Annotated in this window: 17 protein-coding genes; 14 read left to right on the top strand and 3 right to left on the bottom strand. The window is 36.6% G+C overall.

What is annotated here, in order from left to right; genetic code table 11:
* Positions 1-24: 24 nt before the first annotated feature.
* The gene (lexA, locus tag WAX78_RS05350) at positions 25-645 is read right to left on the bottom strand and encodes a transcriptional repressor LexA (protein ID WP_336481218.1); all 621 of its coding nucleotides are present in this window, start codon (positions 643-645) and stop codon (positions 25-27) included.
* A gap of 141 nt (positions 646-786) precedes the next feature.
* Between lexA and WAX78_RS05345 the strand changes: the two genes are divergently transcribed.
* The gene (locus WAX78_RS05345; RefSeq protein WP_336481217.1) at positions 787-1,443 is read left to right on the top strand and encodes a YneB family resolvase-like protein; all 657 of its coding nucleotides are present in this window, start codon (positions 787-789) and stop codon (positions 1,441-1,443) included.
* Positions 1,444-1,488: 45 nt separating this feature from the next.
* Positions 1,489-1,728 carry a DUF896 domain-containing protein gene (locus WAX78_RS05340; protein ID WP_336481216.1) on the top strand — a complete coding sequence of 80 codons (240 nt, stop codon included), beginning with the start codon at positions 1,489-1,491 and terminating at the stop codon, positions 1,726-1,728.
* Between the two features lie 44 nt (positions 1,729-1,772).
* On the opposite strand, the gene WAX78_RS05335 is transcribed toward WAX78_RS05340, so the two are convergent.
* Entirely contained in the window at positions 1,773-3,356 is a 1,584-nt protein-coding gene (locus WAX78_RS05335) for a bifunctional metallophosphatase/5'-nucleotidase (RefSeq protein WP_336481215.1), read from the bottom strand.
* A 183-nt stretch (positions 3,357-3,539) separates the two neighbouring features.
* Here WAX78_RS05335 and WAX78_RS05330 point away from each other — a divergent pair, with 183 nt between their 5' ends.
* From WAX78_RS05330 to WAX78_RS05280, 11 genes are all read left to right on the top strand, one after another.
* Complete coding sequence (locus WAX78_RS05330) at positions 3,540-4,478, top strand: phosphate/phosphite/phosphonate ABC transporter substrate-binding protein (protein ID WP_336481214.1); 939 nt, start codon at positions 3,540-3,542, stop codon at positions 4,476-4,478.
* A gap of 122 nt (positions 4,479-4,600) precedes the next feature.
* Entirely contained in the window at positions 4,601-5,374 is a 774-nt protein-coding gene (phnC, locus tag WAX78_RS05325) for a phosphonate ABC transporter ATP-binding protein (RefSeq protein ID WP_336481213.1), read from the top strand.
* Positions 5,371-6,168 (top strand): phosphonate ABC transporter, permease protein PhnE, encoded by a 798-nt coding sequence (gene phnE / locus WAX78_RS05320; protein ID WP_336481212.1) that lies wholly within the window; start codon positions 5,371-5,373, stop codon positions 6,166-6,168. Before phnC ends, phnE (WAX78_RS05320) begins: the two co-directional genes overlap by 4 nt.
* Positions 6,165-6,968 (top strand): phosphonate ABC transporter, permease protein PhnE, encoded by an 804-nt coding sequence (gene phnE, locus WAX78_RS05315; RefSeq protein WP_336481211.1) that lies wholly within the window; start codon positions 6,165-6,167, stop codon positions 6,966-6,968. The genes phnE (WAX78_RS05320) and phnE (WAX78_RS05315) overlap by 4 nt, the downstream gene beginning before the upstream one ends.
* Before the next feature lie 163 nt (positions 6,969-7,131).
* Complete coding sequence (locus tag WAX78_RS05310) at positions 7,132-7,866, top strand: MerR family transcriptional regulator (RefSeq protein WP_336481210.1); 735 nt, start codon at positions 7,132-7,134, stop codon at positions 7,864-7,866.
* Positions 7,867-8,307: 441 nt separating this feature from the next.
* Positions 8,308-10,308, top strand: a complete 2,001-nt coding sequence (gene tkt, locus WAX78_RS05305) for a transketolase (RefSeq protein ID WP_336481209.1) — start codon at positions 8,308-8,310, stop codon at positions 10,306-10,308.
* A gap of 247 nt (positions 10,309-10,555) precedes the next feature.
* A complete protein-coding gene (gene sirA, locus WAX78_RS05300) occupies positions 10,556-10,996 on the top strand; it encodes a sporulation inhibitor of replication protein SirA (RefSeq protein WP_336481208.1) in 441 nt (146 codons plus the stop codon).
* A gap of 78 nt (positions 10,997-11,074) precedes the next feature.
* Positions 11,075-11,296 carry a YneF family protein gene (locus WAX78_RS05295; RefSeq protein WP_098309636.1) on the top strand — a complete coding sequence of 74 codons (222 nt, stop codon included), beginning with the start codon at positions 11,075-11,077 and terminating at the stop codon, positions 11,294-11,296.
* A gap of 126 nt (positions 11,297-11,422) precedes the next feature.
* A complete protein-coding gene (locus WAX78_RS05290) occupies positions 11,423-13,174 on the top strand; it encodes an ABC transporter transmembrane domain-containing protein (RefSeq protein ID WP_336481207.1) in 1,752 nt (583 codons plus the stop codon).
* A complete protein-coding gene (locus tag WAX78_RS05285) occupies positions 13,174-14,937 on the top strand; it encodes an ABC transporter ATP-binding protein (RefSeq protein WP_336481206.1) in 1,764 nt (587 codons plus the stop codon). The genes WAX78_RS05290 and WAX78_RS05285 overlap by 1 nt, the downstream gene beginning before the upstream one ends.
* Before the next feature lie 254 nt (positions 14,938-15,191).
* On the top strand, positions 15,192-15,770 hold the full coding sequence (locus WAX78_RS05280) for a DUF2238 domain-containing protein (RefSeq protein WP_336481375.1): 579 nt from the start codon (positions 15,192-15,194) through the stop codon (positions 15,768-15,770).
* A gap of 322 nt (positions 15,771-16,092) precedes the next feature.
* Here the strand turns inward: WAX78_RS05280 and WAX78_RS05275 are convergent, their stop codons facing one another.
* A complete protein-coding gene (locus WAX78_RS05275; RefSeq protein ID WP_336481205.1) occupies positions 16,093-16,299 on the bottom strand; it encodes a DUF3903 domain-containing protein in 207 nt (68 codons plus the stop codon).
* Between the two features lie 139 nt (positions 16,300-16,438).
* Between WAX78_RS05275 and WAX78_RS05270 the strand changes: the two genes are divergently transcribed.
* A complete protein-coding gene (locus WAX78_RS05270) occupies positions 16,439-16,840 on the top strand; it encodes an NUDIX hydrolase (RefSeq protein ID WP_336481204.1) in 402 nt (133 codons plus the stop codon).
* Positions 16,841-16,910 lie beyond the last annotated feature (70 nt).

Raw genomic sequence — 16,910 nt, 5'->3', positions numbered from 1 at the left:
CAGACCAGCTTAGCTGGTCTGTTTTTAATGTAAATGACGATAGACACCGATGACTTTTCCAATAACAGAAACGTTATCTAAAATAATAGGCTCTAAAGAAGAGTTTTCTGGCTGCAAACGGAAGTGATCTTTTTCTTTGTAAAAACGTTTTACCGTAGCTTCGTTATCTTCTGTTAAAGCGACAACGATCTCACCATTGTAAGCAGATTGCTGTTGGCGAACAACAACTAAGTCTCCGTCAAAAATACCAGCTTCAATCATACTGTCTCCAGAAATGCGTAACATAAATACTTGATCTGAGCCCGAAACGAGGTTTGCCGGAAGTGGGAAATGTTCTTCTACACTTTCAACTGCTGTAATTGGTGAACCAGCTGTAACTTTTCCGACAATCGGTACGTGAACGACTGGTTGTGTATCCGTTTCGATGCTATCGTTTCCTAAAATTTCAATAGCTCTCGGTTTTGTTGGGTCGCGGCGAATGTATCCTTTTTCCTCTAATCGAGATAAATGTCCGTGCACAGTAGAGCTAGAAGCAAGACCGACCGCTTGACCGATTTCACGTACGGAAGGCGGATAACCTTTTTCTTGTACTTTTTGTTTAATGAAGTCGAGAATGTCTTGCTGTCGTTTCGTTAACTTTTCCATGTTTTTCACACCTCGTTTTCTTTAAATTTTCTTACTTGTATTATAACATGCGAAAAAATATTCTACAAACATAAGTTCGAACAAATGCTTAGTTTGTGATACACTATGATGTGAAAAGTGAGATAGAGAAGAGGGTATGAAATGAATGCGATTATTTATGCACGTGTGAGCACGACGAAAGAAGCGCAGGAAACATCATTAGCACGCCAAAAAGATGAATTATTGCATTTAGCTAAGCAGTATCAAATGAATATTGTAAGGGTAGTAGAAGAGAAAGCGAGTGGGTATAGTATAGAACGAGATGGTATTTTAGAAGTGTTAGATACTATTCGTGATGAACATGTTGATGTGCTTCTCATTCAAGATGAAACACGTCTTGGGAGAGGGAATGCGAAAATTGCCTTAATGCATTGTTTACATAAAGAAGGAGTAAAAGTATATACCCATGCGCATAATGGTGAATTACAGCTTTCTGACTCAGATTCAATGGTACTTGATATTATTGGTATCGTAGAAGAATACCAGAGAAAGATTCATAATTTAAAGATTAAACGTGGAATGAAGCGAGCCGTAGAGAATGGATTTCGTCCAGAGAAAAATTTAAAGAACCGTCATTTAAGTACCGGTCGGGAGAAAAAAGAAGTGCCTATTGAAGAGATTGTTCGTCTGCGCCGCAATGAATTAACATTTGAAGAAATTGCGGCAACGCTCCGTGGTTTTGGTCATGAAGTATCAAAAGCGACTGTACATCGCCGATATGTAGAGTATACGAAGCAATTGCTTGATAAACAAGAGTAACTATTGTATGATAATAATCAGTTTTTAGTAGAAAGGGGATTCGAGATGCTAAGTCACGAACTCATTGAACGCATTAATTTCTTAGCGAAAAAAGCAAAAACAGAAGGTTTAACTGAAGAAGAGCAACGTGAGCGTCAATCGCTCCGCGAACAATATTTAAAAGGATTTCGCCAAAATATGTTAAACGAATTGAAAGCAATCAAAGTCGTTAACGAAGATGGCAAAGATGTTACACCGAAGAAATTAAAAGAATTAAAAAAGCAAGATCGTGCAAAGTTAAATTAAAAAGATGGGCGTAGCCCATCTTTTTTGAGTTTGATAAAAAATTGTTATTTGATCACTTTCCAATTATAATTAGTCGTCGCTTCGATCATTTTTCGTTCTAATATGTAATTCGCAATGAGCTCAGACATATCAATTGGTATATCTTTTATAATGGGCTTATTTTGATACATGAAATAATTTCCGCCGCCACTTGCACGATAGTTATTCATGACCACATCGTATTCTTGATGAAATTGAATCGGAGATCCCTCATATTGTAAGGAAACAACCCTTTCCCCAACTGGTTTTGAAATGTTTAATATGTATGAAATTCCTTCCCACATATCGTAATTATAATGCTGTGGTTTTGGTTCGATATATGCAGGGTTTACAATGATATTTCCATCTGTATCTAATGAGAAATATTCAGAAGATAGTTCAAGAGCCTCTTTTATATCTTTTCCTGTAACACGAACGACCTTTAACGTATTGGGATAAATATAATTCGAAACGATATCCCTCATTGTAATGCGGTTTGGAAAGCCGGAAGATTCATTATGAAACAGGCTTGTACAAGAAATATTCACTCCAGCTACATCCATCTGTACTTTATTTATAAACTCGATGAAGGGGTGATCTTGTAAACGGGTTTGCATCGCATCTCGAATCAGCATATCACCAATAATAGTACCAATTGGCTGATCTAACCAACGCTGAGTTTGTTTTTCGTATGTAGATGCCAGCGAAAGTACCATTTTATCTGTTGGAACATTTTCTGCAGATAACAATTCAGAATAACACTCCTCAACAATCCACCCAGTAGTATCCTTTTTTAAGGAGACGTGTACTTTTCCTAATGATTTTCCATTGCTGCCCGCCTGTAAGACGGTTACACCATTTATCTTTGTATCAACAATATAGCGATGTTGGTGTCCTGTTAACAATACATCGATTCCTTCTACTTCTTGACATATTGCATATCCTTGATTTTCTCCAGTTAAAACTTCTGTTGGCTCTCCTGTATGTAAATCTCGTTCAAACCCTCCGTGATATGACACAATAAGTAAATGCGGTTGTTCCTGTTTCCGAATATAAGAAACCCACTTTTTTGTTGATTGTAATGCATCTTCAAAAGTTAGATTTTCAATATGCTGCGGCTGTTCCCAGTTTGGTATGTAGTGAGTTGTAACCCCTAGTATCGCAATTTTTATATTAGGATGTATATGTTTAATGATATAGGGTTTTCCAAAGTAGGGCTCCATTGTTTTTTTATCTAAAATATTAGCAGCCAAATAGGGCATCTTTGCATTTGTAATTGCTTTGTTTAATACGTCCATTCCATAGTTGAATTCATGATTTCCAATAATTGCTGCATCATAGCCGATATGATTGGCGATGATGGACATTGGGTGCTTTTCATGTTGCATATATTTGGCGTAGTAATAAGTAAACGGAGTTCCTTGTATGAAATCACCGTTATCGATCAAGATTACATGTTCATTTTGAATACGTTCTTGCCCAATACGTGTTGTGAGTTTTGCTAATCCTAATTCTGCTTTTTCGTTATTTTGATAGTGAATAGGATAAACCGTACCATGTACATCACTTGTTAGCAAAATATTTATATTTACGACATTATTTGGATTCAATAGTATCAACCTTCTTTATTGTTATCTTATGATAAATCATAACAAATAATCTTAATAAAATATTTTCCGAATGTTTTAAAAGTGTAAAGTTTCTGTAAATTAAAGTCAATGTAAGAAATAATGTGCTATATTTCTAAATGTTTACAAAAAATGTTTATAATTTAGAAAATTGGAGGATTTGACATGTTTAAGAAATTTTTCGCAATGGGTGCAACAGTTGTATTAGCAGTCGGTCTATTAAGTGGTTGTGGGACAAAGGAATCGAGTGCAAGTAAAAGTGAAGATACGAAAAAAGGGTATGTTCCTAAAACATTAAATGTTCAATTTGTTCCTTCACAAAATGCTGATACGTTAGAAGCAAAAGCAAAACCGTTAGAAAAATTATTAAGCGATAAACTCAATATTCCTGTGAAAGTTAGCGTTTCAACGAATTACAACACAATTGTAGAAGCGATGGCATCTAAGCAAGTGGATGTAGGCTTTTTACCTCCAACTGCATATGTGCTAGCTCATGAAAAGAAAGCAGCAAATGTGATATTGCAAGCACAACGATTTGGGGTCGATGATGCAACAGGGCAACCAACAAAGGACTTGGTAGATTATTATAAGTCTGAGTTTGTTGTAAAGAAAGATTCGAACATTAATAGTATTAAAGATTTAAAAGATAAAAAGATTGGTTATCAAGATGTGACATCTTCTGCTGGATATGTATGGCCTGCGGCGCTTTTAATGAAAGAGGGAATTGATCCATTAAAAGATGTGAAACCTGTAACATTAAAGGGTCATGACCAATCTATTATCGCTCTTCTTAATGGTGATGTGGATGCGGCAGTTGTGTTCCAAGATGCTCGTAACATTGTAAAAAAAGATTATCCAAATGTATTTGATCAAACGAAAGTTGTAAAGTTCACAGAGAAAATTCCGAACGATACAATTTCTGTACGATCTGATATGGATGCTGATTGGGTGAAAAAGCTACAAGATGCGTTTATTGAAATTGGAAAGAGTGAAGAAGGTCATAAAATCATCAAAGAAGTATACTCACATGAAGGGTATGTAAAGTCTGATGATAGCAAATTTGATATTGTTCGTGATTACGGAAAGAAAGTAAAAACGCAGTAATCGACTGGTCGTTTTGAAATGATGGCTGAAGATGGCGAGCTAGCTGAAATGATTTTCACTTTCTGCTAGTTAGCCGTTTTTCAGTTTTTTCTTCTATAACATTGAGAAAGTAGGTAAGGTTTGTGATAGAGTTTCACAATGTTTCTAAAGTATATTCCAATGGTACAAAAGGATTAAAAAATATCAATATTAAGATATATAGAGGGGAATTTGTTGTTACTGTTGGGTTATCTGGTGCAGGGAAGTCGACGTTACTTCGCTCTATTAATCGTCTTCACGAAATTACAGATGGAGAAATTTTAATTGATGGACAGTCAATTACAGCAGCGAAAGGAAAAGAGTTGCGCCATCTTCGCCGGGACATCGGAATGATCTTCCAAAGTTTTAATCTTGTGAAGCGGTCTACTGTGTTAAAAAATGTATTAGCTGGACGTGTTGGATATCACTCGACACTTCGGACAATATTTGGACGTTTTCCAAAAGAAGATGTGGAGCTAGCATTCCGTGCATTAGACCGTGTCAATATTTTAGAAAAAGCATATTCACGAGCTGATGAGCTATCTGGTGGACAACAGCAGCGTGTTTCTATTGCTAGGGCATTAGCACAAGAAGCCAAAATTATTTTAGCTGATGAACCGGTTGCTTCTTTGGATCCACTCACGACGAAACAGGTGATGGATGACTTGAAGAACATTAATCAAGAGTTCGGGATTACAACGATTGTAAACTTACATTCTATCGATTTAGCAAGAGATTATGCAACTCGTATTATTGGGTTACATGCAGGTGAGATCGTTTTCGATGGCCCGGTAGAAGAAGCAACGGATGAGAAATTTGCAGAGATTTATGGTCGTTCTTTACAAGAAGAAGAGTTTTTAGGAGTGGCAGCAAAATGAATGATGTGACAATAAAAGCCCAAACAATCCCAAAGCCCCCAAGTAAATTGAAACATATGTTGACCTTTGTTCTTTTGATGCTATTGTTCTGGGGAAGTAGTGTGCAAGTTGAGGCGTCTTTTTCGAAGCTTGTAAGCGGTTTTCCGAATATGATGGATTTACTGAAAGAAATGGTACCACCAGACTGGAGTTATTTCAGCACGATTACATCTGCCATGTTAGATACGATTCGAATGGCAATTATCGGAACAACTTTAGGTGCAATCCTTGCTGTTCCGCTTGCTTTACTGGCAGCGAGTAACGTATTTTCATCTGTTTTTTTATATGGACCAGTTCGGTTTCTTTTAAATTTGATTCGGACGATACCCGATTTGCTACTCGCGGCAATTTTTGTTGCGATTTTTGGTATTGGACCGCTTCCAGGTATTTTGGCTCTTACTTTTTTTTCTGTTGGAATTGTCGCGAAATTGTTGTACGAATCGATTGAATCGATTGATCAAGGCCCACTAGAAGCAATGACGGCAGTGGGGGCGAATAAAGTACAATGGATTGTTTATGCGGTTATTCCGCAAGTAGCAGCTCATTTCGTTTCTTACGTGTTGTATACATTTGAAGTTAACGTAAGAGCAGCAGCCGTTTTAGGTTTAGTTGGTGCTGGAGGAATTGGTTTATATTACGACCGAACACTCGGTTTTTTACAATATCAACAAACTGCTTCTATTATTATTTATACACTGATTGTTGTATTAATCATTGACTATATAAGTACAGTGTTACGGGAGAAATTATTATGAGTAGGGCGATACAAGTAATGCCAAAGCCAAAGAAACTAAGTTTATATCGCTGGATCATCATAGGTGCGTTAGCGATGATATACATATGGGCATTTTCAGGTGTTCCAATGGAGGGGATAAAAGAAACTGCTGGTCAAATTACAAAAGCAATCATGACGGGGATAATCAATCCTGATTGGGATTATGTCTCTTTGCCAGACGGAGAGGATTTGCTGCACGGGCTTGTTGATACGCTAGCGATCGCTGTGTTAGGAACATTTATATCTGCTTTCCTTTGTGTGCCGTTTGCTTTTTGGGCAGCAACGAATATGAGTACAGGAAAAGTGACTTCCGGCTCAGGGAAATTTGTATTAAGTTTTATTCGAACATTCCCTGAATTGGTCATGGCGCTTCTTTTTATAAAAGCGGTCGGCCCAGGTTCTTTTGCGGGGGTGCTAGCGTTAGGATTACATTCAATAGGAATGCTTGGGAAATTATATTCCGAAGGTATTGAGAATATCGATAAAGGGCCTACAGAAGCATTAGTAGCTACTGGAGCAAATCGTTTTCAGGTGCTTTGGTATGCTGTATTACCACAAGTATTACCCGACTTTTTATCGTATACGCTATATCGCTTTGAAATTAACGTCCGCTCTGCCTCTATTTTAGGTATGGTTGGTGCAGGCGGAATTGGGACACCATTAATTTTTGCATTGAGCTCTAGAAATTGGCCTCGTGTAGGAATTATTTTGCTAGGGATTATTATAATGGTAATTGTCATTGATTTCATTTCTAGCTCAATTCGAAAACGGATTGTATAAAGTTCAGCTTCCATTAGTAGGATTGCAAATGTGGGAGATTGGTAGTCCATTGAAAAACACCTTCTATTTCATGTGAATGAATAGAAGGTGTTTTTTATATATTTTTCTATTGACCCTAACGCTACGTTATACTTTATTGTAGGGAATGAGGGAGGGCAAAGTGATGACAATGAAAGTGAAAGAAGTAGCAGATTTAGTTGGTATTAGTGTGCGCACACTGCATCATTATGATGAAATTGGGTTATTAACCCCGGAGGAGACTACCGAATCTGGTTATCGCCTTTATTCCAACGATAATTTGGAGACATTGCAACAAATCTTGTTTTTCAAAGAACTGGGCTTCCCTTTAAAGAAAATTAAAGAAATTATCAATAATCCTTCATTTAATCGAGAAGAGGCACTTGTTTTGCACCGTAAAATGCTGCTTGAGAAGCGCTCTAGACTAGATAAAGTGATTGCGACGATTGATAAGACGATTCAACATTCGAGAGGAGAAATTCAAATGACAAACAAAGAAAAATTTGAAGGGTTTGATTTTAGTCAAAACCCATATGAGCAAGAAGCACGTGAAAAATGGGGAAATGAAGCTGTTGACAAAGCAAATAAAACAGCAGCAAACATGACGAGAGAAAAACAAGAAGAATATAATGCAATCTATAGGAAGCTTGCGGTACTTCGTAATGACTCACCTGAATCAGAGCAGGCTCAAAAAGCAATTAAAGAATGGTATGATTATTTGCAGAACTTTGGTCATTATTCATTGGATGCATTTAAAGGTCTAGGGCAAATGTATGTCGATGATGAACGTTTTACAAGAAATATTGATCAATTCGGTGAAGGCTTGGCGGAGTTTATGCGTGATGCGATGGCAGTGTATGCAGATCGTAATAAGAAGTAAAATGTATATTTACAATTTTAAAGGTCCTATTCTCCATTTTGGGGGATAGGATCCTTTGTTTGTGAAATAAGAAAAAAGTGGCTTTTATATTAGAAAGTGTTTGAAAGTATGGTTATCAGTTGTAAACAAAATACGATATTTTAAATTATAAATAAAAAATGCGGAAAAATACGTGTATCATTTCGAATGCAATGTTTAAAGATAATGAGGGGTAGTATGTAATTATTGATTAATGACAAGAAAGAATCCAAGGGTATAAGAAAGGTTTGGACATAAGAGTATAGCTGATATATATATCATGAATTTTAGTACGTTTTTTGAACAAATCCGAAAAAACATCAACATATTTGTCCGTACATGTTGTATAATCTTGCAAGGAAAGATATCATATAGATGTGTAAAACGAAAACGTTTACTACTATAAACGAAGGGAAGAATAGCATGTCACATTCAATCGAACAACTTTCTATCAACACGATTCGCACACTATCCATTGATGCGATTGAAAAAGCAAACTCTGGTCACCCAGGAATGCCAATGGGTGCAGCACCAATGGCGTATACAGTATGGACGCAATTTATGAAACATAATCCAAATAACCCAACGTGGTTTAACCGTGATCGTTTCGTATTATCTGCAGGTCATGGTTCAATGTTACTATACAGCTTACTTCATCTATCTGGTTATGATGTAACAATGGATGATTTAAAGAATTTCCGCCAATGGGGAAGTAAAACACCAGGTCATCCTGAGTTCGGTCACACAGCAGGTGTAGATGCAACAACAGGTCCACTTGGACAAGGTATCGCAACAGCTGTTGGTATGGCAATGGCTGAAAGACATTTAGCAGGGAAGTACAATCGTGATGAGTATAACGTTGTTGACCATTATACATACGCAATTTGCGGTGATGGAGACTTAATGGAAGGCGTTTCTGCTGAAGCATCTTCATTAGCGGCTCATTTAGGATTAGGTCGTCTTGTTGTGTTATATGATTCTAACGATATTTCATTAGATGGCGATTTAAATCGTTCTTTCTCTGAAAGCGTAGAGGATCGCTATAAAGCATACGGCTGGCAAGTAATTCGTGTTGAAGATGGGAACGATATCGGAGCGATTACGAAAGCGCTTGAAGAAGCAAAAGCTGACGAAAAACGTCCAACATTAATCGAAGTAAGAACAACAATTGGATTCGGTTCACCAAACAAATCTGGAAAATCAGCTTCACACGGTTCTCCACTAGGCGTAGAAGAAACGAAATTAACAAAAGAAGCATATACTTGGGCATTTGAACAAGATTTCTATGTACCAGAAGAAGTATATGAAAACTTCCGTAAAACAGTACAAGATGCTGGACAGACGGCAGAAGCTGAGTGGAATGCAATGCTTGATGGATACGCAAAAGCATATCCAGAATTAGCAGCTGAATTACAAACAGCAATGAAAGGTCTTCTTCCAGAAGGTTGGGATAAGAACTTACCAACATACGAAATGGGTTCAAAAACAGCAACTCGTTCATCTTCAGGACAAATTATTAATGCAATTGCTGAATCTGTACCATCATTCTTTGGTGGATCTGCAGACCTTGCTGGTTCTAACAAAACATACATGAACAAAGAAAAAGACTTCACAAGAGAAGACTACAGCGGTAAAAATATTTGGTACGGTGTACGTGAGTTCGCAATGGGTGCAGCAATGAATGGTATCGCACTTCATGGCGGTTTAAAAACTTACGGTGGTACGTTCTTCGTATTCTCTGACTACTTACGTCCGGCAATTCGTCTTGCTGCGTTAATGCAACTGCCAGTAACATATGTGTTCACACATGATAGTATCGCAGTTGGGGAAGATGGACCAACGCATGAGCCAGTCGAACAGCTTGCAGCTCTTCGTGCAATGCCAAACGTATCTGTTCTACGTCCTGCTGATGGTAATGAATCTGTTGCAGCTTGGAAGCTAGCGTTAGAATCTACAAAAACACCAACAGCATTAATCTTAACTCGTCAAGATCTTCCAACATTAGAAGGTGCTAAAGACGATACGTATGAAAAAGTTGCAAAAGGTGCATACGTAATTTCTGCAAGCAAAAAAGAAACTGCTGATGTAATCTTACTTGCAACTGGATCTGAAGTAAGCTTAGCAATTGAAGCACAAACAGCATTAGCACAAGACGGTGTTGACGCAGCTGTTGTCAGCATGCCGTCTATGGACCGCTTTGAAGCACAATCTGCTGAATATAAAGAATCTGTATTACCAAAAGCAGTAACAAAACGTTTCGCAATTGAAATGGGTGCTACTTTCGGATGGCATCGTTACGTTGGTCTTGAAGGAGATGTACTAGGTATCGATACATTCGGTGCTTCTGCTCCTGGTGAAAAGATTATGGAAGAATACGGATTCACTGTAGAAAACGTTGTTCGCAAAGTAAAAGAAATGCTTTAATGATTTTAGAAAAATCTCTCCGGCATGGAGAGATTTTTCTATATAAAAGAGTTTATTCCGTTGCTTAGGAGCAATAAGACTCTAATTGATGAGAATTTTTTATCAGTGGAGGGGGAAATCTCCATTGATGGAAGTGTCACTTTATTCGACAGAAAAAGTTTTTTCTTTCTCCGCAGTCAGACAATCATTGCATATTTGTTTCTATATAATGAAAAGAAATGAAGTTGTCCAATGCGGGAGGGAAAATATGAGAACGTATGAACTGTACTTAATTCAAGAAGATGTTACGAAGTCATATTTCGGTCGTGAGTTTTTATTGTTTGATTTGTTTGCTAGTTTTGCACAGTCTCGTTCCCTTTCAGAAAAGAAAGTGTTGTATAAACAAATAAAGTATATTACGTTGCCCTTACAAGTAATGAAATTACATCATAAAATGGAACAGGTACTGCGAACATACGGGAAATATGAAAGAAATGAGCATATGCATATTATATCCAATGAAAATGTGTATGGAGAAGTGAGTATTAAACCGCAATATATTCGAATGCATACTTCTAAAAATGTTGAAATGGAAACAGCCATTTTTGAAGTACTTAGAAAGTGTGAATTAACATTTCTTGCGATGGATTATGAGAGTCAACAATACGGATGGTTAAATCCTCTCAAACAAGTGCGTACTTATATATAAAAAATGTCGAATACAATCTTGTCTTATTGAAAAGGTTTTAGTACACTGTAAGGTAGACAACATGAAGGAGGAAAATATATGTCAATTTGGGTAGTTGTTCTAGTGGGCGTATTAGCACTAGTAGCAGGCGTTGCGTTAGGGTTTTTCATCGCACGCAAATATATGATGAACTATTTACAAAAAAATCCACCAATTAATGAACAAATGTTAAAAATGATGATGATGCAAATGGGACAAAAACCATCCCAAAAGAAAATCAATCAAATGATGAGCGCAATGAATAAACAACAACTAAAATAAGCGCTACAAAGGGCACTCCTATTCGAGTGCCTTTTTATTTTGTTTCCTATAAATGTTTTAAACTTTAAAAAATTCAGTAATTTTGATAAACTGAAAACATCGCTCATTTGGGATAGGAGGTATATAATGAAAGTTTTTTTAGACTTGGCGTGGTTTTTTAAACAAGAGAAACGAGCGTACATATCTGGTGTTTTTTTATTGTTTGGCGTTGCTCTTCTTGAACTTGTGCCACCAAAAGTGATCGGCATTGTTGTTGATGAAATTAGCAATCATTCATTAACAGCTAAGAAGCTATTACAATGGGCAGGGATTTTAGTTGGTGCCGGGGTGACGATGTATATTTTGCGTTATGTGTGGCGCATAATGATTTTCGGCTCTTCTTTAAAGTTGGCTCGTCAATTACGTCAAAAACTGTATAAGCACTTTACTAATATGAGCCCATCATTCTACCAACAGCATCGTACTGGTGATTTAATGGCACACGCAACAAATGATATTCAAGCAGTTCAGCAAACAGCTGGCTCTGGGGTGTTAACGCTTGTAGACTCATTAGCGGTGGGCGGATGTGTTCTTGTTGCGATGGGGTTTACGATTAGTTGGAAGTTAACATTAATCAGTTTAATTCCAATGCCAATCGTAGCGGTTGCGACAAACTATTATGGAACGTTGTTACATCGTCGTTTTCATAAAGCGCAGCAGGCTTTTTCAGAAATCAATGATAAAGTTCAGGAAAGTATGAGTGGAATGAAGGTAATTCGTTCACTTGGTCAAGAAAAAGAAGATTTACAAGCATTTCGTGATAAATCGGAAGATGTAGTACAGAAAAATATTCTTGTTGCTCGCATTGATTCATTATTTGACCCAACAATTTCTTTAATTGTAGGTTTTTCTTTCTTAATTGCAGTGTGTTATGGTTCTGTATTGGTTGTTCGTGGTGAGCTTACGATAGGAGAACTTATTACGTTTACTTCTTATTTAGGGACGCTCGTATGGCCGATGTTAGCGTTTGGTTGGCTATTTAATATTATGGAGCGTGGACGTGCTTCTTATGATCGTATTCAAAAATTATTCATGCAAGTATCGGATGTTGTGGATAGAGAAGGGGCAAGTAAAGAAGTAGCAAGTGGTAATATCAAGTTTGATATTGATACATTCTCGTATAAGAAAAATGAAGTGATAAATCTACAAGATATTCATTTTTCTTTACAAAAAGGGGAAACTTTAGGGATTGTAGGGCGTACCGGTGCAGGAAAAACAACATTATTAAAGTGTTTAATTCGAGAATATGATCATTTTGATGGAGGGGTACGAGTTGGCGAAACTGATATTCGAGATATGACGTTACATGCCATTCGTTCCGCTATTTCGTATGTACCACAAGACCATTTCTTATTCTCTGCAAATGTAGGAGAAAATATCGCATTTGGAAAACCGGATGCCACATATAAAGATATTGCACACGCAGCTACTATTGCATGTATTCATGAGGACATTACGAAATTCCCAGAAGGATATGAAACAGTGGTTGGTGAACGCGGCGTTTCTTTATCAGGTGGCCAAAAACAGCGTATTTCGATTGCGCGTGCATTATTAACAAATGCTGAAATTTTAATTTTAGATGACTGTTTATCAGCAGTAGATGCAAAAACAGAAGAAACGATTTTAGCGGCATTAAAGCGTGAACGTGAAAATAAAACGACTATTATTACAGCGCACCGCCTAAGTGCTATTCAACATGCAAATTTAATTCTCGTTATTGACGATGGGAAGATTGTACAGCGTGGAACGCACGAAAGTTTGATGCAACAAGACGGCTGGTATAAAGACATGTATGAAAGTCAACAATTAGAAGCACTAGTTGAGAAAGGAGGGGTATAATGAACGAGAAAAAGCGAAGTGACCTATGGCGTCTATTATCCTATATGAAGCCATATAAGAAACTGCTGACGCTAGCGTTTTTATTTTTAGTTGGTGCAACTATAGCGGAAATGATGGGCCCTTTTTTAATTAAGAAATTTATTGATGAGCATTTAGTTCCGAAGAATTTTGAGCAAAATGTATTAGTGACGTTATTTGTTGTGTATATAGTCTTTCATTTATTAAAAGTGTTCTTTACGTATTTGAATTTATTATATTTCCAAAACATTGCCTTCAAAATTGTGCAAGATATGCGTGTAGAAGTATATGAACATGTACAAAGTTTATCGCTTAGCTTCTTTGATCGTACACCAATTGGAACGCTCGTTTCTCGGATAACGAACGATACGGAGGCGATTAAAGATTTTTTTGTAAGTGTATTATCTACTTTTGTAAAAAATATTGTGTTTTTAATCGGTATTTTAATATCTATGTTTCTACTTAATGTGAAACTTGCCTTATTTTCATTACTTCTTATTCCAACTATGATTACGATTATGGCTTTTTATCGTCGCAAGAGTTCGGTCTTTTATTTAGAACTGCGCAATCAATTAAGTATATTAAACGCAAAATTGAATGAATCTATTCAAGGTATGAACATTATTCAAGTACTCCGCCAAGAAAAACGGATGCGTAAAGAATTTGAAGAAGTAAATGAAAAACACTACGGAGCAGGACGCCGCAATTTGAAATTAGATGCACTGCTTTTACGTCCAGCGACTGATCTTGTTCATACTTTGGCAATTGTATTGGTGTTGACGTTGTTTGGAATTGATGCAATGCATAGTCCTGTTGAAGTTGGTGTATTATATGCCTTTGTTAACTACATTCATCGTTTCTTTGATCCAGTAAACGAAATGATGATGAAATTGTCTTTTTTCCAGCAAGCAGTTGTGTCATCATCGCGTGTGTTTCTTTTAATGGATGAAAAAGATTTAGCACCAGTGCAACAAGGGAATGAAACTCCTTTCATGACAGAAGGGGAAATTGAGTTTAAAAATGTTACGTTCTCTTATGATGGAAAACGTGACGTACTGAAAAATGTATCTTTTCATGTAAAACCGGGGCAAACTGTTGCTTTTGTTGGGCATACAGGTAGTGGGAAAAGTACAATTATGAACTTATTGATGCGTTTTTATCATGTTAATCAAGGGGAAATTGTAATTGATGGGGTTGGGTTAGAAAACTTTCAAGAGATGGAAATACGAAAACGTATCGGTCTTGTATTACAAGATGCTTTCTTATTTGCTGGAACAGTTAAACAAAACATTCGCATGTATGATGAAAGTATTACGGATGAAGAAGTGGAAGAATCTGCAAAATTTGTGCAAGCAAATACATTTATCGAACAGCTATCAGATCAATATGATACAGAGGTAGTTGAAAGAGGAGCGGCGTTTTCGAGCGGTCAAAGACAGCTTGTAGCATTTGCGAGAACTGTTGCTACAAATCCGAAAGTATTAGTGCTGGATGAGGCAACAGCGAACATCGATACAGAAACAGAAGAAGCAATTCAAACGGCATTGCAACGTATGCGAAAAGGGAGAACAACCATTGCGATTGCACATCGTTTATCGACAATTCAAGATGCTGACCAAATCTTCGTGATGCATGATGGTCAAATTGTTGAGAGAGGAACACATCAAGAATTGTTGACGCAACAGGGGTTATATTACAATATGTATTTGTTGCAGAATAAAGGAAGCCTTCAGAAAGCCTTGTAAGAACAAGGTTTTGAAGGCTTTATTTTTTTAAAATGAGCATACAGAATTTAATACTGGATCTCTAGAAAGTTTTTATATTATGTTTAATAGGACTTAAATATTTGTTTTTTGTTCATTCATTACTTAACAATAAGGATTGTATGAAATGTTGTAATTTGTATTTTAATCGAACGCATATTCTTTGGATGGGTTGAAATATGGTATAAACAACTTAATTATAGGAGGAGGAGAATTTGACGATATATCGTTCACATATGTTATTATTTATTAGTTTTTGGATCGCTTTATTTATCTCAGGAATACAGCCGAAAGATTTGTTTACATGGTGGCTAGAAGTATTACCGGCTATTATTCTTGTATTGATTTTAGCGGCGACATATCATCGTTTTCGATTTACGACGTTTACGTATGTTTGGATTTGGCTCCATATGCTTATATTACTTATTGGTGGACATTATACATATGCGGAAGTACCTCTCTTTAATTGGTTGCGTGATACGTTTCATTTAGAAAGAAATTATTATGACCGCGTAGGTCATTTTGCGCAAGGCTTCGTTCCTGCTCTTATCACACGTGAGGTTCTCATCAGAGTGGTAGAAATTCAAAAAAGGGGATGGTTATCAATCCTTGTAATTGCTGTGTGTCTAGCATTTAGTGCGCTATATGAATTGCTTGAATTTTTAGTTGCCAAATTGACAGGAACGGCAGCAAATGCTTTTTTGGGTACGCAAGGAGATCTGTGGGATACACAGTGGGATATGACTTTAGCACTAATAGGTGCAATTTTAGCTCTATTATTGTTTAGAAATGTACAAGATAGAAAGATGAAATAAGAGATTAATATGTATTACATATTAATTATATATGTAATACATATTTCACATATAAAGAAGATTACTATACTATAATAAATGTAACATTTGAATGTTTGATGTATTACCGGTAATATCCCTATCCCTTTTTTAAAAATGCGAACTCGATTGATTTCTTTTCCTGTACGGAAAATATTGTTCGATATCCATTATGGAACGTACATAATGGAAAAAATCCCGATTTCCTAGAGGATGCCCCTAATCTTCATGTGATAATGTGTACGGAGAAAACATAAATGTTTCTTCCGTTTACAATCGGAAAAAAGAAAGCTGGCCATTTTGGTCAGCTTTCTTTTTTTTCTGCAATGATGTCCTCTTTTATAATCTCTGTTTTCAATAATAATGCTTTTCCAAAACGGCGCTGACATTCCTCAGTTATTTTTTGAACTGCCAATGTGTTAGAAGAAGCAGCAACAGTTACTAATGTTTGTCGTGTTCCTCGATTTTCCTCACAAAACACACAATCCACAACATACTTAGAAACTTTCACAGAATCCTTCCTTTCTGTTTTTTAGGAATGCGCTGTCTTTGAAGTTGCTAAAAGTATTCGATAAATTATAAGCTTCTTCCTCTTTTTTCGAGGGAAAATTAGGTGAAAGACAGAATAATATGTATGGGAGGGATAGAGGATGAAGCGTTGGATTGGAGCAGCAGCCATTTGTATGAATGATAATAATGAAGTATTAATGGTATTACAAGGAAAGCCAGAAGAAGAAAAACGTTGGTCTGTACCTTCAGGTGGCCTAGAAAAAGGAGAAACATTAGAAGAGTGTTGCATACGTGAAGTATGGGAAGAAACAGGGTATCGTGTTGAAGTTATTGAGAAAGTACATGAAAAGATAGGTGTTACATTCGATATTCCTGTACAAGTACATTATTATGTTGTGAAAATAGTAGGGGGCGAAAGAAAAATTCAAGATCCAGATGGATTGATTTATAAGATCGAGTGGAAGCCACTTCAAGAACTTGAAAATATTCCTCTTTCATTTCCGGAAGATTATGAGTTGTTGTGTCAGTTGTGTATATGCTAGGAAATGATTGAGGCGAGAAATACGAAAATGTATATGGAGAGATAATTGAATATTGAAGGGAATAAAAGAA

The sequence above is a fragment of the Bacillus yunxiaonensis genome (assembly GCF_037104695.1).
GTDB lineage: Bacteria > Bacillota > Bacilli > Bacillales > Bacillaceae_G > Bacillus_A > Bacillus_A yunxiaonensis.
This window is presented reverse-complemented; position numbering and strand designations above follow the sequence as displayed.

Coding starts and splice junctions, on each gene's coding strand:
- lexA (WP_336481218.1), bottom strand. CDS start 645: ATGGAAAAGTTAACGAAACGACAGCAAGACATTCTCGACTTCATTAAA.
- WAX78_RS05345 (WP_336481217.1), top strand. CDS start 787: ATGAATGCGATTATTTATGCACGTGTGAGCACGACGAAAGAAGCGCAG.
- WAX78_RS05340 (WP_336481216.1), top strand. CDS start 1,489: ATGCTAAGTCACGAACTCATTGAACGCATTAATTTCTTAGCGAAAAAA.
- WAX78_RS05330 (WP_336481214.1), top strand. CDS start 3,540: ATGTTTAAGAAATTTTTCGCAATGGGTGCAACAGTTGTATTAGCAGTC.
- phnE (WP_336481212.1), top strand. CDS start 5,371: ATGAATGATGTGACAATAAAAGCCCAAACAATCCCAAAGCCCCCAAGT.
- phnE (WP_336481211.1), top strand. CDS start 6,165: ATGAGTAGGGCGATACAAGTAATGCCAAAGCCAAAGAAACTAAGTTTA.
- WAX78_RS05310 (WP_336481210.1), top strand. CDS start 7,132: ATGACAATGAAAGTGAAAGAAGTAGCAGATTTAGTTGGTATTAGTGTG.
- tkt (WP_336481209.1), top strand. CDS start 8,308: ATGTCACATTCAATCGAACAACTTTCTATCAACACGATTCGCACACTA.
- sirA (WP_336481208.1), top strand. CDS start 10,556: ATGAGAACGTATGAACTGTACTTAATTCAAGAAGATGTTACGAAGTCA.
- WAX78_RS05295 (WP_098309636.1), top strand. CDS start 11,075: ATGTCAATTTGGGTAGTTGTTCTAGTGGGCGTATTAGCACTAGTAGCA.
- WAX78_RS05290 (WP_336481207.1), top strand. CDS start 11,423: ATGAAAGTTTTTTTAGACTTGGCGTGGTTTTTTAAACAAGAGAAACGA.
- WAX78_RS05285 (WP_336481206.1), top strand. CDS start 13,174: ATGAACGAGAAAAAGCGAAGTGACCTATGGCGTCTATTATCCTATATG.
- WAX78_RS05280 (WP_336481375.1), top strand. CDS start 15,192: ATGTTATTATTTATTAGTTTTTGGATCGCTTTATTTATCTCAGGAATA.
- WAX78_RS05270 (WP_336481204.1), top strand. CDS start 16,439: ATGAAGCGTTGGATTGGAGCAGCAGCCATTTGTATGAATGATAATAAT.